At 64.7% G+C, this 21,132-nt stretch carries 19 protein-coding genes and 1 pseudogene; 8 read left to right on the top strand and 12 right to left on the bottom strand.

Going from position 1 to position 21,132, the window contains the following annotated elements; all coding sequences use genetic code 11:
• Positions 1-254 precede the first annotated feature (254 nt).
• Entirely contained in the window at positions 255-821 is a 567-nt protein-coding gene (efp, locus tag AC0L3O_RS20465; RefSeq protein WP_023799066.1) for an elongation factor P, read from the bottom strand.
• Positions 822-950: 129 nt separating this feature from the next.
• Here efp and epmA point away from each other — a divergent pair, with 129 nt between their 5' ends.
• Positions 951-1,994 carry an EF-P lysine aminoacylase EpmA gene (gene epmA, locus AC0L3O_RS20460; RefSeq protein WP_128170727.1) on the top strand — a complete coding sequence of 348 codons (1,044 nt, stop codon included), beginning with the start codon at positions 951-953 and terminating at the stop codon, positions 1,992-1,994.
• Between the two features lie 202 nt (positions 1,995-2,196).
• Here the strand turns inward: epmA and AC0L3O_RS20455 are convergent, their stop codons facing one another.
• A complete protein-coding gene (locus AC0L3O_RS20455) occupies positions 2,197-2,793 on the bottom strand; it encodes a DUF922 domain-containing Zn-dependent protease (RefSeq protein ID WP_473616448.1) in 597 nt (198 codons plus the stop codon).
• 231 nt (positions 2,794-3,024) lie between these two features.
• Here AC0L3O_RS20455 and msuE point away from each other — a divergent pair, with 231 nt between their 5' ends.
• From msuE to AC0L3O_RS20430, 5 genes are read left to right on the top strand one after another with little or no spacing between them, the layout of a single operon-like run.
• Positions 3,025-3,576: an FMN reductase gene (msuE, locus tag AC0L3O_RS20450; RefSeq protein WP_473616447.1), complete on the top strand. Its 552-nt coding sequence runs from the start codon at positions 3,025-3,027 to the stop codon at positions 3,574-3,576.
• Positions 3,577-3,630: 54 nt separating this feature from the next.
• The gene (locus tag AC0L3O_RS20445) at positions 3,631-4,995 is read left to right on the top strand and encodes an LLM class flavin-dependent oxidoreductase (protein ID WP_473616445.1); all 1,365 of its coding nucleotides are present in this window, start codon (positions 3,631-3,633) and stop codon (positions 4,993-4,995) included.
• A gap of 26 nt (positions 4,996-5,021) precedes the next feature.
• The gene (locus AC0L3O_RS20440; protein ID WP_287346225.1) at positions 5,022-5,870 is read left to right on the top strand and encodes an ABC transporter permease; all 849 of its coding nucleotides are present in this window, start codon (positions 5,022-5,024) and stop codon (positions 5,868-5,870) included.
• A 57-nt stretch (positions 5,871-5,927) separates the two neighbouring features.
• A complete protein-coding gene (locus AC0L3O_RS20435; protein WP_473616444.1) occupies positions 5,928-6,926 on the top strand; it encodes an ABC transporter substrate-binding protein in 999 nt (332 codons plus the stop codon).
• 13 nt (positions 6,927-6,939) lie between these two features.
• The gene (locus AC0L3O_RS20430) at positions 6,940-7,701 is read left to right on the top strand and encodes an ABC transporter ATP-binding protein (RefSeq protein WP_473616443.1); all 762 of its coding nucleotides are present in this window, start codon (positions 6,940-6,942) and stop codon (positions 7,699-7,701) included.
• 45 nt (positions 7,702-7,746) lie between these two features.
• Here AC0L3O_RS20430 and AC0L3O_RS20425 read toward each other — a convergent pair whose 3' ends face one another.
• From AC0L3O_RS20425 to AC0L3O_RS20405, 5 genes and pseudogenes are all read right to left on the bottom strand, one after another.
• Positions 7,747-9,714 carry an acyltransferase family protein gene (locus AC0L3O_RS20425; protein ID WP_473536871.1) on the bottom strand — a complete coding sequence of 656 codons (1,968 nt, stop codon included), beginning with the start codon at positions 9,712-9,714 and terminating at the stop codon, positions 7,747-7,749.
• A 540-nt stretch (positions 9,715-10,254) separates the two neighbouring features.
• Positions 10,255-10,617 carry an SPW repeat protein gene (locus AC0L3O_RS20420; protein WP_023799062.1) on the bottom strand — a complete coding sequence of 121 codons (363 nt, stop codon included), beginning with the start codon at positions 10,615-10,617 and terminating at the stop codon, positions 10,255-10,257.
• A gap of 140 nt (positions 10,618-10,757) precedes the next feature.
• Positions 10,758-10,978, bottom strand: a pseudogene (locus AC0L3O_RS20415) (alkylphosphonate utilization protein).
• A 356-nt stretch (positions 10,979-11,334) separates the two neighbouring features.
• On the bottom strand, positions 11,335-11,562 hold the full coding sequence (locus AC0L3O_RS20410) for a hypothetical protein (RefSeq protein ID WP_027154287.1): 228 nt from the start codon (positions 11,560-11,562) through the stop codon (positions 11,335-11,337).
• 249 nt (positions 11,563-11,811) lie between these two features.
• The gene (locus AC0L3O_RS20405; RefSeq protein WP_023799059.1) at positions 11,812-12,075 is read right to left on the bottom strand and encodes a hypothetical protein; all 264 of its coding nucleotides are present in this window, start codon (positions 12,073-12,075) and stop codon (positions 11,812-11,814) included.
• Positions 12,076-12,364: 289 nt separating this feature from the next.
• On the opposite strand from AC0L3O_RS20405, the gene AC0L3O_RS20400 reads away from it, so the two are divergent.
• Positions 12,365-13,294, top strand: coding sequence for a hypothetical protein (locus tag AC0L3O_RS20400; protein WP_473536869.1), 930 nt, complete (start codon positions 12,365-12,367; stop codon positions 13,292-13,294).
• 205 nt (positions 13,295-13,499) lie between these two features.
• Complete coding sequence (locus tag AC0L3O_RS20395; protein ID WP_473536868.1) at positions 13,500-15,509, top strand: AI-2E family transporter; 2,010 nt, start codon at positions 13,500-13,502, stop codon at positions 15,507-15,509.
• A 161-nt stretch (positions 15,510-15,670) separates the two neighbouring features.
• Here AC0L3O_RS20395 and AC0L3O_RS20390 read toward each other — a convergent pair whose 3' ends face one another.
• The 5 genes from AC0L3O_RS20390 to AC0L3O_RS20370 all read right to left on the bottom strand — a co-directional run bounded on the left by AC0L3O_RS20390 (position 15,671) and on the right by AC0L3O_RS20370 (position 21,102).
• Complete coding sequence (locus tag AC0L3O_RS20390) at positions 15,671-16,609, bottom strand: phosphatidate cytidylyltransferase (protein ID WP_473616442.1); 939 nt, start codon at positions 16,607-16,609, stop codon at positions 15,671-15,673.
• A gap of 6 nt (positions 16,610-16,615) precedes the next feature.
• Positions 16,616-17,278: a lysophospholipid acyltransferase family protein gene (locus AC0L3O_RS20385; RefSeq protein WP_473536865.1), complete on the bottom strand. Its 663-nt coding sequence runs from the start codon at positions 17,276-17,278 to the stop codon at positions 16,616-16,618.
• A gap of 8 nt (positions 17,279-17,286) precedes the next feature.
• On the bottom strand, positions 17,287-17,715 hold the full coding sequence (locus AC0L3O_RS20380) for a hypothetical protein (RefSeq protein WP_473536864.1): 429 nt from the start codon (positions 17,713-17,715) through the stop codon (positions 17,287-17,289).
• Positions 17,716-17,980: 265 nt separating this feature from the next.
• On the bottom strand, positions 17,981-19,318 hold the full coding sequence (locus AC0L3O_RS20375) for a phosphatase PAP2/dual specificity phosphatase family protein (protein ID WP_023799053.1): 1,338 nt from the start codon (positions 19,316-19,318) through the stop codon (positions 17,981-17,983).
• A 2-nt stretch (positions 19,319-19,320) separates the two neighbouring features.
• Positions 19,321-21,102: a bifunctional alpha/beta hydrolase/class I SAM-dependent methyltransferase gene (locus AC0L3O_RS20370; RefSeq protein WP_473616440.1), complete on the bottom strand. Its 1,782-nt coding sequence runs from the start codon at positions 21,100-21,102 to the stop codon at positions 19,321-19,323.
• Between the last annotated feature and the right edge of the window lie 30 nt (positions 21,103-21,132).

The raw sequence follows: 21,132 nt of genomic DNA, 5'->3' as shown, positions 1-21,132 counted from the left end.
GGTCTGACCGTTTAGACAGGAAACCAACTGGGAAGCGCCCGATGAACTCTTGGCAAATCAACACCTTGGAGGCCTGCTGCCTGCTTGCCGTCCCGCTGTCGATGATCCTTACGGTTCTGGTGGCGGGTTTCATCCTTGGCTGAATCTGCACTGTTCAGTGAAGGAGACGGCACGCATGGCGGCACCGGCGTGAGTTGCGCCCTGGCATTCATCGCGCGCGACACCTTCAGCGACGACAAAAATGATCCTGCCTCTCAGTCCTTGGCGCGCTCCACATAAGCGGCATCAGCCGTCATCACCACCACGCGGGTGCCGGCGGTGATGTGCGGCGGAACCAGCGTGCGCACGCCGTTGGACAGCGTCGCCGGCTTGTAGGATGAGGACGCCGTCTGGCCCTTGGTCACCGGCTCGGTCTCGACCACCTCGAAGGTGGCGCGCTGCGGCAGCACCAGCGAGATGGCGATGCCGTTGTACTGTGAAATCTGCACCGCCATGCCTTCCTTGAGATAGGGCGCCATCTCGCCGACCACGCTTTCCGGCACCGCGACCTGGTCATAGCTTTCCGGGTTCATGAAATGATAGCCTTCGGCGTCGTGGTAGAGGAAGGTATGCTCGCGCTCCTCGACATAGGCGCGCTCGACCTGCTCGGTGGTGCGGTAGCGCTCCGAAACCTTCACCCCGTCGGAGATGCGGCGCATGTCGAGCTGGGTCACCGGCGTGCCCTTGCCCGGATGGATGTTTTCGGCAAAGAGGATCACATAGAGCTTGCCGTCCTTTTCGACGACATTGCCTTTGCGTAGGGAACTGGCGATGACCTTCACGGGCTTTATTCCTAACAGCGTTGACTGGCCTGGGAGCGCCGAATGGCGCAAATCGGCTGCGGGAGCCGTTCGGTGCGGCCTAGCGCATCTTGGCGGCAATCGCCAGTCCTCGATGCAAATCCTGTCGCCATGACCGCCGCCTCGCCCTGGTGGACGCCTGATGTTCACGCCGACCGGCGGCCGCGGTTGATCCTGCGCAACGCCATCACCGCGGCCGTGCGCGACTGGTTTGCCCGCCGCGACTTCGTCGAAGTCGAGACCGCGGCGCTGCAGGTCTCGCCCGGCAACGAGGCGCATCTGTCGGCCTTCGCCACCGAGGCGCTCGGCCCAGATGGGCGGCACCAGCCGCTCTATTTGCACACCTCGCCGGAATTCGCCTGCAAGAAGCTGCTCGCCGCCGGCGAGAAACGCATCTTCAGCCTGAGTGCCGTCTATCGCAACCGCGAGCGCGGCCCATTGCACCATCCGTCCTTCACCATGCTCGAATGGTACCGGGCCGATGAGACCTACGACAGCCTGATGCAGGATTGCGCCGGGCTTGTCGCGCTGGCCGCCGAGCGCGCCGGCACGAAACGCTTCGCCTTTCGCGGCCGCGAGGCCGATCCGTTCGCCGAGCCGGAACGGTTGAGCGTCGCCGAGGCTTTTATCCGCTATGCCGGTATCGATCTGTTGGTCACGGTCGCCGCCGACGGCAGCACCGATCGCGAGGCGCTGCATGCGGCTCTGGTCCAGGCGGGCTTGCGCACCGCGCCCGACGACAATTGGGCCGATCTGTTCAGTCGGGTGCTGGTGGAAAAGATCGAGCCGGCGCTGGGGCAGGGGCGCGCCACCATTCTTTACGGCTATCCGATCTCGGAGGCCGCCCTTGCCCGGCCGAGCGCCGATGACCCGAGGACCGCCGAGCGCTTCGAGCTCTATTGCTGCGGCGTCGAACTGGCCAATGCGTTCGGCGAGCTGACCGACGCCGACGAGCAGCGCCGGCGCTTCATCCTCGAAATGGACGAGAAGCAGCGCATCTACGGCGAACGCTATCCGATCGACGAGGATTTCCTCGCCGCACTGGCCATCATGCCGCAGGCAAGCGGCGCCGCACTCGGCTTCGACCGGCTGGTGATGCTGGCGACGGGGGCGATGCGGGTCGAGGATGTGATGTGGACGCCGGTGACGGGGTGAGGCGAGGCCTGCACTCTACGGCGCCCCCTCTGTCCTGCCGGGCATCTCCCCCTCAAGGGGGGAGATTGGCTGACCGCAACGCCGCACCTCGTCCTTCAACATCGGCGATTGAGGCGGGAGCGACGCGAAGGCGCAATCTCCCCCCTTGAGGGGGAGATGCCCGGCAGGGCAGAGGGGGGTGCCTCGCTCAGGCGTCACAATACTACCGCCCCATCAGCAAAGCGACGATCAGCCGCTGCAGATTGCCGCGCGGGGCGAATTCTACCCGGTCGAAATCGCGGCTTGCCTGCCGCTGCGCCTGGGAGAGTTCGGCAAGCCGCGTGGTCATTTCGGTCCTGATCTTTTTGCAGCCGGGATCGTCGGCGACGGACAGGCCGATGGTCGCCGTCTCGATCTTGCGGACCATGTCGACGATGATGTCGCCATGCACCTTTTCGTGGGCGGCGAGGCCAGCGGCGAAAACGTCCCAGCTCTTCTGCACGGCGGCCGGCACCGGCCCGGACGCTTTGGGCAAGGTATAGGTTATGATGAGTTTTGGGCGCGCCGACACCAGCACACAGGCATTGCCTTGCCGCTGATAGTCCCTGACCCAGGTCAGCTTGAAATTGGTATAGGCCATGGCGCGGACCCTGCTTTTGCCGATCGTCGGACCGCGCTCGCCCATCGAGGCATGGAGCTGGGGACCGGTCTGCCCTGAAACGGCGTAGGTCTCGACCTTCTCGACCGGCTTCCAGCCCGCCTGCGCCGGCGATGCCAGCAAAATGGCCAGGGGCAGGTGCGTCAGAACGGCTGTTTTCATGCGAATCCTCCGGGGCGATGCCTTTGGTGTGAGATCATCAACGCATGGCCGGAATGCGGTCAAGGCGCCGTTGCCGAACTCGCCGTTCGCATTTCGCGTCGAAAGAACCAATCAACGGCGATGTGCCGCAAACTCAATCCGCTTGGCGGGCTCGTTTTGAAATCTTCTTTCTCATTAAACTCTATAAACTTAGTAGAGTTAACGCACACAAGCGTTTTGCGAGGAGCCCAAATGTCGAAAAATCTGGTGGTAGGGCTGTCGGGCAACCTGACCCGTCCGTCGAAGACCAAGGCGTTCATCAGCCACATCGTTGCGGAGGTGGCGAGCAGCACCGATGCAGCCTCGACCGTTTTCGACATCGAGGATCTCGGTCGGTCGTTTCCGCTGGCAAGGCGCATTGGCGATCTGGATCCATCGGCCAGGAACATCGTCGAGCGATTGCTGGGCGCCGACGTTCTGGTGGTTGGCTCGCCGACTTTCAAAGGCAGCTACACCGGGCTTTTCAAGCATTTCTTCGACCTGCTCGACCCGTCATCCCTGCGGGGAAAGCCGGTGATCCTTGCTGCAACCGGCGGCGGCGATCGTCATTCGCTGGTGGTCGAACATCAGCTGCGGCCGCTGTTCGGCTTCTTCGAGGCTTTGACCCTGCCGACCGCGATCTACGCCTCCGACAAGGACTTCGCCAACGGCGTGCTGGTGTCCGAAGCCATCCATGCTCGCGCCAGCCAAGCGGTCGCCGAAGCATGCCGTGCGGTGCCACGCAGCGTCGGTCTTGCCGCCTGAATACCGGCCCCGTGTCCTCAATTCGCTTCCCGCACAGCTCAGAAGGAGCCCGCAATGACCAGACCCAGCAAGTCGAGGCAGATCAAGCTTGGTGCTTTCCTGCCCGGTGGCGGACAGCATATCGCAGCTTGGCGCCATCCTGACGCGCCGGCCGACGGCGCGACGAATTTCGAGTTCCACAGGCAGCTCGCGCTGACCGCCGAGCGCGGCCTGTTCGACGCCTATTTCCTGGCCGACAATCTGACCGTCGGCCTCGGCGCCCGCGAAGGCGGCAATGCCAAGATCGCCGGGTTCGAGCCGGTGACGCTGTTTGCCGCATTGGCGCCGCTCACCACGCATCTGGGCTTCATCGCCACCGCCTCCACCACCTATGAGGAGCCCTATACGCTCGCCCGCAAGTTCGCCTCGCTCGACCTGCTGTCGAACGGCCGGGCCGGCTGGAATGTGGTGACCTCGGCGGGTGACGAGACCGCGCGCAATTTCAATCGCGAGACGCAGCCTGCCCACGCCGAGCGTTATGCCCGCGCGCATGAACATGTCGAGACGGTCAAGGCGCTGTGGGACAGCTGGGAAGACGATGCCTTCATCCGCGACAAGAAGTCGGGGCGCTTCTACGACAAGGACAAGCTTCACGACCTCGACCACAAGGGCCGGCATTTCAGCGTCAAAGGCCCGCTCAATGTGCCGCGACCGGTGCAGGGCCATCCGGTGGTGGTTCAGGCCGGGCAGTCGGAGGACGGACGCAAGCTCGCCGCCCAGTCGGCTGAGGTCATCTTCACCGCCCATCAGAACCTGGCCTCGGCGCAAGAATTCTACCGCGACATCAAGGCGCGCGTGGCGGCAGTCGGCCGCGATCCCGGGCAGGTGCTGATCATGCCGGGCGTAGCACCCTTCGTCGGCCGCACCGACGAGGAAGCCCGCGCCAAGTACCAGCAGCTGAACGAGCTGATCCTTCCCGAGGATGGCGTGGCCCTGCTCAATGGGCTGGCCGGCCAGACGCTCGACATCCGGGGTTACCCGCTCGACGGACCGCTGCCGCCGAGCCGGGAAACCGAAGGCATGAAGAGCCGCCAGGCGCTGATCCGCCAGATTGCCGACGAGCACAACTTCACCATCCGCCAGCTCTACCAGTGGGTGGCGACGGCCCGCGGCCACTACACCGTGATCGGCAGCGCGGCGCAGGTTGCCGATCAGCTGGAGGAATGGTTCGGCAACGACGCCGCCGACGGCTTCAACATCCTGCCGCCGTGGCTGCCCGGCGGGCTCGACGATTTCGTCGACCTGGTGATCCCCGAGCTGCAGCGTCGCGGCCTGTTCCGCACCGCCTACGAGGGCAGGACGCTGCGCGAGAATCTCGGCCTCAGGCGGCCGGAAAACCCCTGGACCGCCGCCCGCTCCAAGGTGCTGGCCGCCGAATAGATTCTCTTGAAGCAAAGGGCAAGACGATGAGTTTGCAACACATCGAGCAGCGGGTGACAATCGATGCACATGACGGCAGAACCGGCCTTGGCGCCGATTTCCCGCGCCTGGCCAACCGCACTGTCATCCGCTTCCTGTCCCGCTACGGCATCCTGATCGGCTTCCTCGCGATCTGGCAGGTGTCGAGCAGCGCGGGATGGGTCAACGCCGCGGTGCTGCCGCCGGTCGACACGATCGTCTCCGCACTGTGGAATGGTCTGGCCGGCGGCACCTTGCTTGGCGATATCGCCATCAGCCTGCAGCGCGCCGGCCTCGCCTTCGCGGCGGCGGTGGCGGTTGCCATCCCGCTTGGTCTGTTCATGGGCCAGGTGCGCGCCGTCGAAACCGCGCTTGACCCGATCCTGCAGGTTTTCCGGCAGACCTCGGCGCTTGCGCTCTATCCGGTGTTCATCCTGCTGCTCGGGTTGGGGGAGGCATCAAAGGTCTTCGTCATCTTCTGGGCGACGCTGTTTCCGCTGCTGCTCAACACCATCAGCGGCGTCAAGCAAGTCGATCCGAAACTGCTCGAGATGGCCCGGGTCTACGGCGCCACGCGGGTCACCGCGTTTCGCCGGGTCGTGCTTCCGGGGGCCGTCCCTTCGATCTTCGTCGGCTTGAGGCTGAGTGCGACCACGGCGCTCTTGTTGCTGATCGCATCCGAAATGATCGGCGCCAACAAGGGCATCGGCTTCCAGGTGATGAACGCGCAGTACAACTTCCAGATCCCGCTGATGTTTGCAGCGATCGTCATCCTTGCCGGCCTCGGCCTGATCGCCAACCAGGCGCTGGTCGGCCTGCAGCGGCGGCTCTGCCGCTGGAGCAATCCCATCGACTGACCAGCTTTCAACCATCCTCTCCAACAGGCCCCATCCTCCAACACGAAAGTCCGGACCATGCCAATCACTCGCCGTTCCCTGCTTGCGGGCGCTCCCTTTGCCGCCGGCATCATCGCCTCCGGCCTGCCTCGCTTTGCCGTTGCGCAAGCCGCGCCGGTCACGTTGCGCTACCTCGCCAGCCGTGGCAGCATCTCGCCGCATGAGCTGGCGGACGCGCTCGGCTATTTCAAGGACGTCGGCGTCAAGCTTGAGAATGTCGGCTACTCCAGCGGCGGCCCGGAATCGCTGTTCGCGCTCGCCTCCGGCAGCGTCGATCTCGGCTCGGCCGCAACCGCTGCGGTGATCAATTCGATCTCCGGCGGCAACGACTTCGTCGCTGCCTATCCAAGCAACGGCATCAACGGCCAAGTGCGCAGCATCTTCTACGTGCTGGAAGACAGCCCGATCAAATCGATTGCCGACATCGCCGGCAAGACCATTGCGGTCAACACGCTCGGCGCCCATCTCGACTATACCGTCCGCGAGGCGCTGCACGGCGTCGGCCTGCCGCCTGATGCCGCCAACCTCGTCGTCGTGCCCGGGCCACAGCTTGAACAGACCTTGCGGTCACGCCAGGTCGATATCGCGGCACTGGGCTACTGGCAGGCGACGTTTGCCGGCGCGCTGGTCGACAAGGGCGGTGTGCGCGGCGTGTTCAACGACACCGACGTGCTGGGCGAACTGGCCGGCGGCTTCATTGTCCTGCGGCGCGACTTCATCGCGGCGCATCCGGATGGCGCCCGCAATTTCGTCGAACAGTCGGCCCGCGCCGCCGACTGGTCGCGCCAGCACCCGAACGAGGCGCGCAAGGTGCTTGCGGAGATCCTCGATAAACGCGGCGAAAATGGCGAGCTGGCGCGCTACTGGACCGGCTTCGGGCTGCGCGAAGGGGCGAAGGCCGACGACCGCGACATAGACTTCTGGGTCGGCGTGCTCGAGCGCGACGGCCGGCTGCCCAAGGGCAGGCTGAAAGCCGCGGATATTCTTTACGGGCGCGGCGAAACGAAAACCAATTGATCGGGAGACGGCCATGGCCAGCACAAGCGGCGGCGAGGTCACGATACGCGACCTCTCCAAATCCTTCACCCTCGGCGGGCGCCTGCTTGCCGTGCTGAGGGCGCTCAACCTCGATATCCGCTCCGGCGAATGTCTCGTCATCGTCGGCGTCAGCGGATCGGGCAAGACCACGCTGCTGCGCATCCTTGCCGGTCTTGAGACCGCCGACAGCGGCGGTGTCGCGATCGACGGCAGGCCGGTCCATGGCGTCGGCGCCGAGCGCGCGGTCATCTTCCAGGAACCGCGCCTGCTGCCCTGGCTGACGGTGCTCGGCAACGTCGCCTTTGGCCTAGAAGTGCGGGGCGTGCCCAAGGCGGAAGCCGAGGACAAGGCCCGCTTCTATACCGCGCTCGTCGGCCTGGCCGAATTCAGCGATGCCTATCCCAGGCAGCTTTCGGGCGGCATGGCACAGCGCGTCGGCATTGCCCGGGCCTTGACCGTGCAACCTGAAATCCTGCTGCTCGACGAGCCGCTAGGCGCGCTCGACGCCATGACCAAGATCGGCATGCAGGAGGAACTGGCACGCATCTGGAGCGAGGAGAACGTCACCATGGTCATGGTCACCCATGATCTGGAGGAAGCGATCTATCTTGCCGACAGGGTGCTGATCCTGCCCAGGGAGAAGGGCGGCACAGCACGGCTGGTCGAGGTTGAACTGCCGCGCCCCCGCGATCGCAGCGAGAGCCGGTTCGTGCGCTACCGCGAAGAACTGCTGCGCGAGTTTGGCTTGCACTGAGACTGGGGGCACCGAGACGCTGGTGAAAGGCGCGTCTTGCGCGCCTTACTTCCCGGCCGCCCCGGTCGAGAACAGCGCGCGCTCGACCGTCGGCTCCAGTGTTTGCGCAAAGGGCGTCGCCATGTGGTGGCGGTCGCGATAGGCCAGCTTGCCATCGATGAAGACATGGCAGGTCTTGGCGTCGCAGAACCGGTCGGTCATGTCGATGTAGGTCGCGTTGGGGACGGCGCGCACGATGTCACGCTCCACCGCGGCCATGGCGTCGTTGGCGGCGTCGGTTCGCGGCGCGTCACATACCGATGGCGTCTGTCCACGCCACAGCGCGCGGGCCACGCAGGTGTCGACAAACAGGGTGTTGAACGGCACATCGCGGATGAAGGCGACTTTCAGCCCGGCCTGGCTGAACGCCTCCAACGTTGCGCGCAGGCCGCCCTGCCAGTCCTGATCGAGGCTTTCGGATTGCCGGGCGTCGGGCGACAGTTTGCGCGAACTGGTCAGCGAGATCTCCGAGATCACCACCAGGCTCGGGCGCAGGGCGATGATCTCCTTGATCGATTGCTCGCGCCATTGATCGCACTCGGTGTAGTCACGCTTCAGCTTCGAGCTCCAGACCGTCAGCCGCGATGCCCGGCAGGCGGCTTTGAGCCAAGTGACGACCTTGTAGTCGTTCTTCTTCGCCGCCTCGATCAGCGGCGTCGACCAGTGATCGGCATGCGAATCGCCGAACAGCGCGATCGAGCGCTCGGCATTCTTGGCGCCGAACTCGCAGGCCCTCGGCGTCACTGTCTCGTAGTCGACAACGCAGCCTACCTTGGCGCGCGCGGTAGAGGGCTGCGCGGCAGTTTCGGCAATGATGCGTTGCGAGGGGTCGAGGCCGTCCACGGCAAGGCGCGCATTGGCGTAAGTCGCCACGACGCCGGCGCCGGTCAGCATTGCGGCGGGGATTAGCGCGCGCGCCGCGTTCGCCATCAGCCAGCCATTGCGACGGATCGGGTTTTCGATGAAATTATAGGTGAAGAGCGACAGCGCCAGCGTCAATGCGGCGCAGGCAAGCCGCCCCGGCCAGGCCAGGTCGGGCACCATCATCGTCGCATAGACGATGACCGGCCAGTGCCAGAGGTAGAGTGAGTAGGAAAGTTTCCCCACCCATTGCAGGGGCGGCAGCGCCAGCATGGCGCTCGGCCCTCTTTGGACATTGCCGGAGCCGCTGAGCAGCAGGAGCACGGTGCCGGCCACCGGCACCACCGCCGCAAAGCCGGGGAAGGGAGTGTCCTGCTCGCTGAAGGTCAGATAGGCACCGGCGATCAGCGCCAGGCCAAGCCATGCCAGTGCTGCGCCCAGTTGCGGGCGCTCTCGCCAGAATTTTACCGGCGCCATCGTCGCCAGGCCGCCGGCGGCGAATTCCCAGGCCCTGAGCGGCGAGAAATAGAAGGCCCAGGGCTGCGCCACGGTGGTGAGCCAGGCGCAGACGGCGAACGACACCGCGCCGGTGAGGCCGATCACCAGGATCGCCGTGCGCTTGCCCGGGCGCAGCCATGCCGCCAGCAGAAGCAGCCCCGGCCATACGAAATAGAACTGCTCCTCGACCGAGAGCGACCAGAAGTGGATGAAGGGGTTGTTCGCCGCGTCGGGGGCGAAATAGTCGAACGACCAGCGTATCAGCCAGAAATTGATCGCATAGGCCGAGGCGAACATGGCGCCTTTCGAATAGAGCGACTGTTCGTCGGGCGACAGGATGAAGTAGCCGGCGACCAGCGTGGCGAAGATGACGAACAGCGAGGCCGGCAGCAGGCGCCGGGCGCGCCTTGCATAGAACCGCCACAGGTCCAGCCTGCCGTCCTCGGCGATTTCCCGCAGCAGCTGGCCGGTGATCAGGTAGCCGGAGATGACGAAGAAGATGTCGACGCCGGTGAAGCCGCCAGGCAGGTCCGACAGACCAAAATGGAACGCGACGACGCCGGACACCGCCAACGCACGCAGCCCTTCGATATCAGGCCGAAACGATGCTGACACGGCAAAACCTCGCGAAGTCGTTGAAAAGCCACCCGTGCGAAGACTCGACGCAATGCATTGATATTGCAATGCAACAAATCTAACGCAGTGCAACATAAGTGGAAGTTTGCCGGGTGCAGTGCGGCATGCTCGTCGGTGCGTCCTCAGCGAACGCCGCGCCAGCGCTGCCATCCGCATCCGCGGCGGCGGACTTTGGGCGGCGGGATTTTGGAGCACAAAAAGACAATTTGGCCGGGATACGGCGGGCGGGAGGCGTGCGAATTTGACTGGCGTCCGCTCTATCTGTTCGTTTTAGCCGCATTTCTGCAACGCCAGATTCCTCCTGGCTGCAAAAACACTCTAGCGGGCCCGATCTCAGGCTTTAGAAGGAGCCCGCCGCTCGCGCGCCGCGCTCCTCCCTTAAAGCGCCTCGCGTTCGAAAGGAAATCGACGCGCTTTAAGTCTTTGTTTCTGTGCCTGTCGTTACCCCCAAAACCGCTGCGCACCCTCGGGTCAGGCCCGAGGGCATGCTTTTGGGCGACAAGCATCAGTCGTCACCGATCACGCATGCGCTGGCGGATGATGACGGGAGTCCCAGACTGCCCAGGCCGATGCCGCAACCACCAGCACGCCGAGGACAACGTGGGTCGCCATTGCGTTGGCGTTTGCCACGAAGCCGAGCAGCCAGGGCGACGCGATCAGCCAGAGCCCGACGACAAGGTTCACCCACTCTTCCCATTCGGCGAATACTGAAAGCGCCGCGAGCGCCAAGGCGCCGAGCACGACCGCGGCAATCCAGGCGTTCCAGGCAGCAGCGGTTTCAGCAGCGAAGCCGATAACCCAGGGTGAGATGAACAGGCATGCCGCAAGGATCAGGTTGATCCAATCCTGGGCCTTCTTTCCTTCCATCAGATCGTTTGCCATGACAACCTCCACAGATGAAGCTTGACCAAAGCACTACGTCGCGTGCAACGCACGCTTAGTCATTGATATATCGCAGTTTCGCGCGCTTTCAAGGAGTGGCGCCGGGGGCGGCCGGTTACGCACCTGAGTGCCGGGCGCGATCACGCCTTTTTCAGGAACTCGGTCTTCAGCACCAGGCCCTTGACCTGCTTGGTGCTGCACTCGATCTCGCCGGGATTGGCGGTGAGGCGGATGTTCTTCACCAGCGTGCCGCGCTTGATCGTCTCCGACGTGCCCTTGACCTTCAAATCCTTGATCAGGGTGACGGATCGCCCTCGTTCAACTGGGCGCCGTTGCTGTCTCTTGCGATCGCGTCTGTCATATTAGGGTCTTTCATCGAAGGGGATAGCGGACTATCCGGCGGATGGCGGCAAGGTCAAGCGTGGTGGCAACTGTGCCATCGCTGGCGCGTGAAGCGGGCAGGGCACCCTTGTTGCTCATGCCAGGAGGCCGTATCGCCCGTCGAAGTCGGCGATGCCTCGTGGTTGAAGCCGATTTCACCGGAAGGTGGAGGATCACAGCCTGGCGCGCCGCCGGCTAAGCCTGTCGATCAAGTGGCCTGTCGAACAAATGACTTGTCGAACAGGTGACCTGTCGAAATGCGGACCCGTCGATCGCGGACACCGCAAGCGGCGTACGGCCGGTTAAAGATTGAGCCCCACAACGGATGGAGGGACTCTAGAAATTGAAATAGATCGCCGGCGGATACAGACTGGATCCATTGTTGTCGGCTGGCGCCGCCGTCGCATCAGACGACGTGATCCCGCTGGTGGACTTGTTGTCGAGCGGAGGCCGGTTTTTCTCGGCTGAGGACGCTTTGGCATCGGTGGCAACGGCTTTCGTCTTGGCCTCCACGGCTTGCGAAAGTGCGAGCACGGTGAGAAGTGCAGACAGGGCAAGTTTCATGACGAGGTCCCTCCATGGTTAACGTAAGGTTAACCGCGGCCGCCGGCCCGAACACGGCCGCTGTGTGGAAGGACGTGGAATTCTCCGGAATTTCTGGAATATTAGCTTGTGGAAAAGTACAATGTGAGCAGTTGCCGGCACGTGTAGGCTTGCAGCCGCATCAGGCCGAAGCTTGGAGCGGCCGCGACAGAACCCAGACATCCAGTTGCGCTTGGCCGCTCAATGTCGCGGCCAACGCTGGTGTTAAGATCAATCCCTGAAGCCGTTCGAGTCGAGCAGGGCGACCTGCTTGCCGTCGATGAAAAAGCGTATCACGTGCGCGCCGCCGTCGACTTCGATGCGCGTCGGATCGATGACCGGCGCCGCAGGAGCCGCCTTGCCATATGTCGCTGCCGCGCGCGAGCCGGCAGCGGCACGCGACGGTCCATCCGGCCCGAAGGTCAGCAGCAGCAGTGCAGCGGATCCAGCCGCAACCGCGGTGAAAGGGATTTTGGGGGAGGCAATCCAGGACATCGAATTATTCCTTCCTTGTTGAGGCGGCATCTACGCTGGTTTGTGCCGGTGCCGAGAGCTCGGCTTCGCCGTCGTTCAAATGACTGAGGAAGGGTGTTGGTATTCAGGCCTAAATAGCGTGAGTTTCATAACTTGCCCCTGCCCTGCGCGACCTTAGCGCCGCCCGGCGGGGCGAAAAGCGCAGGCGCGTGGAGGGGCGTGGAATTCTCCGGAATTTCTGGAATATTGGCTTGTGGAAAAGTATAGCCGGCGCGTGCTATCCTCGCGGCGGCATAAAGGGGCGGGTAGGATGGCACAGCATATCGCGCAGAAATTGCGGCTGACCGCGGCCGTGCTGGGGACCGTCACCCGCAAGGACCTTGCGGCGGCGTTCCGGGGCGTCAACCCGAAGACGGCGTTCGACCTCGGCCGCGCCGATAAATGGCTGCAGGGGCGCTCCCAGCCACGCGAGCTCAGCGTCTACGACGACTGGACGAAGCTGCTCAAGCTGGAGCAGCCCGGCGCCTGGATCGCCGAGAGCGACCTGCCAGGTTTTACCGCGGCGATCTGTGCCCGCCACGGCATCGACAGGGCCGAACTGGAGCGCCGCGCCAATGCGCATTTCGAAACCGCTGCCGGGCATGAGGAGCGGAGCCCTGGATTGGCCCTTGCCGGAACCTACGCCTGTTATTCCAGCGCCTTGTCGCCCTACTATCGCGGCCAGCTGATCAGGGGCAGCCTGTCGATTGAGGTCGGGCCGGGGGCGAACGGCCTGACCGCCGCCTATCGCGAGGCCTTGCCGACCGGGCAGCTGCTGCTCGGTGGGCAGATGACGTCGGCAAAACGCGGGCTTTATGCGCATCTGAAGGAAGCCAGCGGCGAGGCGCAATTCTTCTTGTGCCTGTTTCCGCACTCGCGGCCGGGAAGCGTGCTTGGCGGCTATTTGTGCGGCACCACCATCATCGGCCCGGAGCCGCAGCCGTCGCTGACCCGGATCCTGATGGTCCGCTTGCGCAATCCGGCGCCCCAGGCATGGGGCGGATATCTGCCGCCCGACGGATCGATCGCCGCCGATCTGGCATCGCTTGGCCTGTCCGTCGAGCAGACGGAAGCGGTTGACCGGCAGCTGGCGCAATTCCTCGTCGGAGACAGCGACGGCGGCGCCAGCCAGATCCCGCCGGCCGAGTTCCGCGCCATCGTCGACGTGTTCGACCGTCATTGGCTGAGCCATTCGTATTAAGCCTGACCTCGTCTTCTGCCTGTGCGGAACCGATCACCACGTCAGTTGTTTTGTCCGGCGACCAAAGCGCCCGTCCGGCTGTCCAGTTGGGCCGCAAAGCGCCGCCCTTGCCGATCGCGTCTTCGAACTCGCCGGCGCGAAGAAGCGAAAGTTGCACGCCGGCTCAATATGCCTGATCATGGCTATGGCAGGGTGGAGGCATCAAGTGGCGGCCAATCGGCGAAACGGCATGCATCCGTCGGAGCCCGGGCTGGTGGGCGTTGTTTCGGCTGCCATGGCCCTGCCGCGCATGTCGCTGCCCACCGTCGCGACCGTCGTGGCGGCGGTTGCGGCCCTGTATTTCGGGCGCGAGGTTTTCCTGCCGATCGCAATCGCGCTGCTGCTGACCTTTGCGCTTGCACCCTTGGTTTCGGCACTCAAACGGGTCGGCATTCCCCGTCTTCCTGCGGTCATCGCCAGTGTGCTGGGCGCATTCACCGTGCTTGCGCTGTTCTCCTTCATTGTCGCCACGCAGGTCAGCGAACTGGCGCAGAACATCCCGCTTTACCAGTCAAATATCCTGACCAAAGTCCGATCCCTGAAGGAGACCGGCGTCGGCGGCGGCGTCATCGCCAGGCTGAGCGAGGCGATCGAACGTGTTGGCCAGGAACTCGACAGGCAGGAAACCTCGCCGCCCGCCGCGGATCAGCCACGGCGCGAGCCGGTGCCCGTCGAGATCATCGCACGCGAAAGGCCGCTCCAGGTTCTGCAGAACCTGATCGGCCCGCTGATCAGCCCGCTGGCGTCGGCAGGCCTGATCGTCGTCGTCGTCATATTCATGCTGCTTGAGCGCGAGGACCTGCGCGACCGTTTCATACGCCTCGTCGGCTATGGTGATCTTCATCGAACTACCGAGGCGCTCCAGGATGCCGGCAAGCGGGTCGGCCGGTATCTTCTCATGCAGTTGGTCGTGAATATCGTCTATGCCATACCGGTTACAGCAGGGCTTTGGATTCTGGGGATACCCAATGCGCTGCTGTGGGGCTTGCTGGCGCTGGCGCTGCGCTTTGTTCCCTATATCGGCCCGATCATTGGTGCGCTGCTGCCGCTGTTCCTGGCGCTTGCCGTGGCGCCTGGCTGGTCGCTCGTGCTGTGGACCGCCGGTCTGTTCGTGGTCATGGAAATGATCACCGGCAATGTCGTCGAACCGTGGCTCTACGGTTCACGAACGGGGCTTTCGCCATTGGCCATCATCGTTGCGGCGATCTTCTGGACCTGGCTCTGGGGCCCGCTGGGCCTGGTCCTGTCGACGCCGCTCACGGTCTGCCTCGTCGTGCTCGGCAGGCACGTGCCGCAATTCGAATTCCTCGACGTCCTGTTCGGCAACGAACCGGTGCTCGAACCCCACGCCCGGCTCTACCAACGGCTGCTGGCCGGCGATCCAGAGGAAGCCACGGATCACGCCGAGGAGATGCTGGAGGAAAAATATCTGTTCGAATTCTATGACAAGGTCGCCATTGCCGCACTGCTGCTCGGCGAGCAGGATCGGGTGCGCGGCGTCATGGGCGATGAGCAAAGACGGCGGGTGGCGGCCAGCGCGCAGATGCTGGTGGCGAACCTCGACGACAGCGCACGGGAGGAAGCGGAGGAGGACGATGATCCGGCCACAGCCGAACCTGCGCCGGCGGACAAATACAAGGACAAGGACGGGGACAAGCAGGCTCAAGCGGAGGGCGAGGACGACACTGAGCTGCCGGATGGCACGGAGATGTCGGTGCTGTGTGCCGGCGGCCGCGGCGAACTCGACGATGCCGCCGCCGCCATGCTGGCGCAGGTGCTCGAAGTCCAGGGGGCGACGGTCTCGAAGGCGAGCTTTGCCGATATGGATCCGACTGGCATTCGCCGGCTCGAGCTCGACGCTGTCGACACCGTTGTGGTCGGATTCCTGAACCGCGACTCGGTCAAGCACGCCCGTTTTCTTGTTCGTCGGCTGAAACGTGCCAGGTCGGCGCTGCGGGTAGGGATCGTGTTCTGGTCGAAGGACGGCGACGACAAAAAGACAGAAGTCGAATGGACCAATGACATCAACGCCGATTTTGTGGCGTTTGGCATGGTCGAAGCCGTTCTGGGCGCATTGTCGAGCGATCCGCCGGTTGCGCTGAAGGTCGCTGCCAAGCGCCGCATGCGCCGCCGGCCGCGCCCGGCCAGGAAGGCGCCGCTTGCGGCTGCAAAGTAAGAGACCGTTTGGAAACTCTACTCTGGCGGCCATCTGATGGCGTTTTCTGCGCTTCCGGTGCTCACGGACCCAAATGTCCGCTGCGCTCCGGTTCTCGAAACCACCACCATATGACTCACCGGAGCGACTTTCGAAACAGCCTCTGAGGTCGTAGCTCGCCCTCACGTCCAGAAATAGCGCACCGTGTGAAAGAAAACCGGGGCGGCGAAGACCAGGCTGTCGGCGCGGTCCATCATGCCGCCATGGCCCTCGATCAGATGGCCCCAGTCCTTCACCCCCTGGTCGCGCTTGATGGCGGAGGCGACCAGCCCGCCGAGGAAGCCCATCAGGCAGGCGATGAAGGCGACGCCCGCCGCCTGCAGCGGCGAAAACGGCGTCAGGAACGACAGCAGCGCGCCAAGCAGGCCCGACGTCGCCAGCCCGCCGACCAGCCCTTCCCAGGTCTTCGACGGCGAAACCTTCGGCGACATCAGGTGCCTGCCGAACAGCTTGCCAAAGATGTATTGCAGCACGTCGCTGCCTTGCACGGTGATGATCAGGAAAGCGACCAGCAACAAGTTGCGGCCTTCGAAGCCGGGCACGTCGAGAGTCAGCAGCGCCGGCACGTGGCTGACGCAGTAGACCGAGATCATGACCGCCCATTGCTGCGCCGAGATGCGCTCGAGAAAGCGCTCGGTGTCGCCGTGCAGCGCGGTGATCGCCGGCATCAGCAGGAAGCAGTAGACCGGGATGAAGATGGTGAACAGGCCGTACCAGGCGGTCCATACCAGCCAGTACTGGAATGGGATGATGAGGCCGAACATGCCGAGCAGCACCCAATGGTCGCTGCGGCGGCTGTGCGTCAGCGTCACGAATTCGCGCAAGGCGGCAAACGAGATCAGCGCGAACAGGATGGTCATGCCGGCGCGGCCGAAGAAGAAGGCGACGGTGATCGCCACCACCATCACCCACCAGGCGTTGATGCGCTGGTTGAGGTTGACCAGCGTCGACGACAGCGGCTTCGGCGCGCGCCACGACAGGATGCCGGCAACCAGGCTTGCCGTGGTCAGCACAGCAGTGAGGCCGACAACCATGATAAGGGTCTCGTGCATCATTGGCATCGTGTTCTAATCGCCTCTTAGCGGGCGTGGGTTCAGCGCCAGCAGCGTCTCGCGGGCGCGGTCGAGAAAGGCGCGGCGTTCCTCGCCGGGCGCAATGGCGATCGGCGCGCCGAAGACCACCCGGCAGAGCAGCGGCACCGGCACGAACTGGCCCTTGGGCAGCACCCGCGACATGTTCTCGATCCAGCACGGGATGAGTTCGACGTCGGTCCGCGCCATCGACAGATTGTAGAGGCCGGAGCGGAACGGCAGCAGCGGCTGGTCGGTCATGTTGCGCGTGCCCTCGGGGAAGATGATCAGCGAATGGCCCTCGTCGAGCACCGACAGCATGACCGAGATCGGGTTCTGCGCCTCATCGGTCCACTGCCGGTGGATCAGCACGGAGGACAGCATGTCCTGCGCGATGAACCGGCGCAGCCGCGATTTTCCCCAATAGTCGGCGGCAGCGACCGCATGGGTGCGGGCGCGCTGCTTCTCGCTGAGGCAGGCCGACAGCAGGATGAAATCGCCGTGGCTGGCATGATTGGCGAAGTAGATGCGCTGCCGGTCCGACGGCTGGCTGCCGTTCCAGATCGGCCGCACGCCGGTCACCGCCCAGGCCAGCGCCGACAGGCCGACCGAGGTCACGGTCTGCAGCAGGGTGAAGCTCCTTGTGCCGAGCCTGCTCATCGTCGGGCTCAGAAAGACAAGGCGACGAGCGACGCCGCCACGAACAGGCCGAGTGCGATGCGCTGCTTCATCAGCAGGCGTTGCGTGCCCGCGATGCGCCGGTCGAGCGAGCGGATGCCGGCAGCGGCCGGTTTGACGCGCATGCGCGCCAGCACGTCGTCTACCGAGGCACCGCCGGCGGCCTCGCTGATGTGGCTGGCCATCAGCCAGAACAGCAACGCGTCGAAGGCAAGCAGGGCCGAGACGGCGAGAGTGACCACGCCGCTCGCTGCCGCGACCAGCCACGCCGCCGCCGCCAGCGTGGTCGCCTGCGGCTGCGCTGCCACGGCAATGACCGGCGCGGCCGCCAACGCGGCCAGCACAAAAAACAGCGGCCACACCGCCTGCGTCATCAACCCGACGGCGAACGCTTCGGCCTTGTCTCGATGGGCACTCATGCCGGAATAATCGCTTCAGGTTTGGTGCCACCCTTTTCCAAATGCTTGCGCCGCCCCTCATCGCCCTGCCGGGCACTTCTCCCCGTATAGTGACGGGGAGAAGAGGCTGGCCGCAGTGTCGGCGCCATTTCTAAAACGCTGGTGATTGGCGAAACCGCTGATAACGGCACCCCTCTCCCCGTCACTATACGGGGAGAGGATGCCGGCAGGCAGGTGAGGGGCAGCGCCGACTTTGGCAAGTGGCTTCGTCTATTGCTCGAACTGTTCATGCCGGCTCGTCCATCGCGATCCGAAGATGCACCGGCCGGCCCGATGCTGCGAGCTTGGTTCGCGCTTGCGCCAGCGTGTCGGCGCGGCCGGTGGCAACCAGCCAGGCGGCGACGGCGCCGGCGCTGCGCTGGAAGCCGAGCGCGCAGCAGACAAGCACCGTGCCGTAGCTGCGCGCGTCCTCGATCGCCGCCACCGCTTGCGCCTGCGCCTCGGGCGAGGGCGGCAAAAGATCGACCATGGCGACAGCCGTCCAGCGGCAGGCGACGCCGCGCGGCCGCTCCAACTCGCCGGCAAGGTCGATCACCGTGCCGAATGCGCCAGCCTCGGCGACGGTGGGAAAGCGGCCGAGGAAGACACCGTCGGCAATGGCGACATGCGGCGGCAGCTTGCGCGTCCATATCCATGCATTGATCGTGGCGCCAAGCCGGTGGGGCAGCAGCAAGACACGGCTGGCCAGCGAGACGCTGCCGTCGGCCGTTTTCTGGAACACTTTGGCGCCGGCTCCGGCATAGGCGAAGGCAACGATGGCCAGCGCCAGCGCCGGCCACAGCAGGATGAGCCACAGCGCCAAAACGAAGGCGCCGGCAGCGGCGCCGGCAAGCGCCAGCGCTGCAACCAGCGCGTAGAACAGCGCCAGCCGCCGCGCGCCGGCATCAGCGGTCAGCCGGAAGCCGGCGAACGGCAATTCGCCGTGGCGCGGAAACAGCCACAGGGCGAAGAAGCCGAGCAAAGCGCCGGTCGGGATATCGATGACATGGTGCTGCCACGTCGTCAGCACCGAGGCGCCGATCAGCAAACACCAGGCATGCCAGACGACGCCGGCCATGCCTTTCAGCCGATAGCGCCAATGATCCCAGATGATGACCAGCAGCGCGATGTGCAGCGACGGCGCCTGGTTGAACGGCTTGTCGAAGCCGCCGAGGACCGCGAACATGAAGCCTGGCAGGCCCGATGTCTGCGGCCGCACGAAGGTCGCCGTCAGCGGGAACAGGATGAAACAGGCGACGGCGACGATCTGCGCCGTCAGATAGCGGCCGGCAAGCCGATCGACGCCGCGCTTGGTATCGTTGAGCAGCAGCGACAGGCCGTAGAACAGATTGATCGACCAGTAGGGCACGATCGTCCAGGCGATGAACGGGATGTTGTGCTCCCAGGCGAAGACGATGCTGCCGACATCGTCGCGCTGCGACGCCAGCCAGTTGGCGAAGCCGTAGCTCGCGTAGAAGAACGGCGCCAGAAAGACCAGCCACAGCGCCGCCCGCAGCGCGATTCCAGCGTACGGCTCGCGCGCAGGGGCAGAAGGGGCGGCAGGGCCAAGGACAGGCAAGACCATGCTCAGACGCGCCGCGCGACCGATACGGTGAAGATCCCCCACTGGTCGATGCGCTGGTCGAGCTTCTCGAAGCCGGCCGCCGCCACCAGCTGGTCCATCTCGCCTTGCGTGCGCCGGCGCATCACCCAGGCCTGGCCGCCGCGATGCGAGGTCAGGCTGCGGGCGATCATTTCGAGCTGCGGATGCCAGGGCTGGTTGGTGTAGACAAGCAGGCTGCCGGGCTGCATCGCCCTGGCCAGCCCGCCGAGCGAGCGGATGATCATGGCGTTGTCGGCAAACAATTCGTAAAGCCCGGAGACGATGGCCAGGTCCGGCGCCGGATCGAGCCCGGCAAGCATCTCGGCGTCGAAGGCGTCGGCCTGGTGGAACGAGACATCGGTCGGCAGGGGCCGCTCGGCGATCAGCTTGCAGCCGAGCGAAACGTTGAGCTCGGAAAAATCCTGCAACCGAACGCTGGCCGGCGGCTCGGTGCATTTGGCGACGGCGTCGAGCACGTAGCGGCCGTGGCCGGCAGCGATATCGACGATATGGACCGTGCGGCCGGCGGCCTTCAGCGTGCGAGTGGCGCTGCCGATCAGCTCTTCGAGATGCAGCTTGCGCTGGCGGATGCCGCGCCAGCCGATGGCGTCGAGAAAGGTGCGGTCGATCATGCGGCCGAGCGGACCGGCGCCCCGCGCCTGGTTCTCATAGACGTAGTCGAGGGTCGAGCCGGAATCGAAGCCGGTGGCGATCCCGGTCTTCATGCCTGACGACAGCCAGGCGCCCGCGCGGATCGAGGCGCGGCTCATTGCCCAATAGAGGCCTTTCGGTGACAGCAAAGCGAGCGGCGAGGCCAGCCGGTCGGCCTCGTCGCGTGTGTAGCCAACGCGGTCGGCCGCGGTCAGGTCGACGGACTTCTGTGGCGTCGAGAACTGTCTTTCGAGGAACGGCTTGATCAGGTCGAGTGCCTTGCGGCGGTCGCGTTCGCCCAGCGTGTCGTGGAAGAAGCCGGGCAGCACATGCCGCTGCTTGGCCGGGCTGGCGAGATTGACGAAGAATTCGTGCTGCGGTCCATGCCGCACAACCCAGTCGCTGCCGGAGATCAGCAATTGCGTCGGCACGGTGATGGCGCGGGCATCCGAGACGATGCGGGCGGCGTGGTCGTAGAGCTCGACCAGGATGTTGGAAGAGATCGGCCGCGTGATCAGCGGATCGGCCTCGAAGGAGGCGATGCGCTCGGGGTCATGCGTCAGGAACTTGGCCTTGACGTAGGAATTGACGAAGAAGCGGCCCTTGATCTTCTGCCACAGCGCAATGCCTTGCTTGGCGAAAGGCACGTAGAGCTTGACCGAGAAGGCCGGCGAGGCCAGTACCAAGGCGCGAATCTGCGGTGCATAATCATGCACCCAGGCGGCCGCGAGCACCGCGCCGAAAGATTGCGCGATCAGCGCGATGTCGCGCTGGGAAAAACCGTCTCTGCCAATCTCGCGCACCAAACAATCGATGTCGCGCACAAGTGCGGCAAAAGACGGCGCATAGCCGCGCTCGCCGGCCGAGCGGCCATTGCCGCGCGCGTCCCAGGCGTAGAAGGCATGGCCGGGCATATCGAGTTCGTCGACCAGATGAGCCATGCGGCCGCCGTGCTCGTGGCCGCGGTGGAACAGCACAACCGCGCCCTTGGCGGGTTGCCCGACCGCCGGCCAGTAGCGGTAGAAGATCTCGGTGCCGTCATCACTGCGGAAGGTGCGCTCCTGCGCCACCCGCTGCTCAACTGCGGAAGCAGCAATCGTCGGTTCATGAAGCATGTTTTTCCCCAGGCGGATGCGTCCGGAATT

It is taken from the genome of Mesorhizobium sp. WSM4810 (assembly GCF_055811235.1).
The sequence above is the reverse complement of the archived record's forward strand: the minus strand, read 5'-3'. Positions and strand labels throughout refer to the sequence as shown.

Coding starts and splice junctions, on each gene's coding strand:
- epmA (WP_128170727.1), top strand. CDS start 951: ATGACCGCCGCCTCGCCCTGGTGGACGCCTGATGTTCACGCCGACCGG.
- AC0L3O_RS20455 (WP_473616448.1), bottom strand. CDS start 2,793: ATGAAAACAGCCGTTCTGACGCACCTGCCCCTGGCCATTTTGCTGGCA.
- msuE (WP_473616447.1), top strand. CDS start 3,025: ATGTCGAAAAATCTGGTGGTAGGGCTGTCGGGCAACCTGACCCGTCCG.
- AC0L3O_RS20445 (WP_473616445.1), top strand. CDS start 3,631: ATGACCAGACCCAGCAAGTCGAGGCAGATCAAGCTTGGTGCTTTCCTG.
- AC0L3O_RS20440 (WP_287346225.1), top strand. CDS start 5,022: ATGAGTTTGCAACACATCGAGCAGCGGGTGACAATCGATGCACATGAC.
- AC0L3O_RS20435 (WP_473616444.1), top strand. CDS start 5,928: ATGCCAATCACTCGCCGTTCCCTGCTTGCGGGCGCTCCCTTTGCCGCC.
- AC0L3O_RS20430 (WP_473616443.1), top strand. CDS start 6,940: ATGGCCAGCACAAGCGGCGGCGAGGTCACGATACGCGACCTCTCCAAA.
- AC0L3O_RS20420 (WP_023799062.1), bottom strand. CDS start 10,617: ATGGCAAACGATCTGATGGAAGGAAAGAAGGCCCAGGATTGGATCAAC.
- AC0L3O_RS20410 (WP_027154287.1), bottom strand. CDS start 11,562: ATGAAACTTGCCCTGTCTGCACTTCTCACCGTGCTCGCACTTTCGCAA.
- AC0L3O_RS20405 (WP_023799059.1), bottom strand. CDS start 12,075: ATGTCCTGGATTGCCTCCCCCAAAATCCCTTTCACCGCGGTTGCGGCT.
- AC0L3O_RS20400 (WP_473536869.1), top strand. CDS start 12,365: ATGGCACAGCATATCGCGCAGAAATTGCGGCTGACCGCGGCCGTGCTG.
- AC0L3O_RS20390 (WP_473616442.1), bottom strand. CDS start 16,609: ATGCCAATGATGCACGAGACCCTTATCATGGTTGTCGGCCTCACTGCT.
- AC0L3O_RS20385 (WP_473536865.1), bottom strand. CDS start 17,278: ATGAGCAGGCTCGGCACAAGGAGCTTCACCCTGCTGCAGACCGTGACC.
- AC0L3O_RS20380 (WP_473536864.1), bottom strand. CDS start 17,715: ATGAGTGCCCATCGAGACAAGGCCGAAGCGTTCGCCGTCGGGTTGATG.
- AC0L3O_RS20375 (WP_023799053.1), bottom strand. CDS start 19,318: ATGGTCTTGCCTGTCCTTGGCCCTGCCGCCCCTTCTGCCCCTGCGCGC.
- AC0L3O_RS20370 (WP_473616440.1), bottom strand. CDS start 21,102: ATGCTTCATGAACCGACGATTGCTGCTTCCGCAGTTGAGCAGCGGGTG.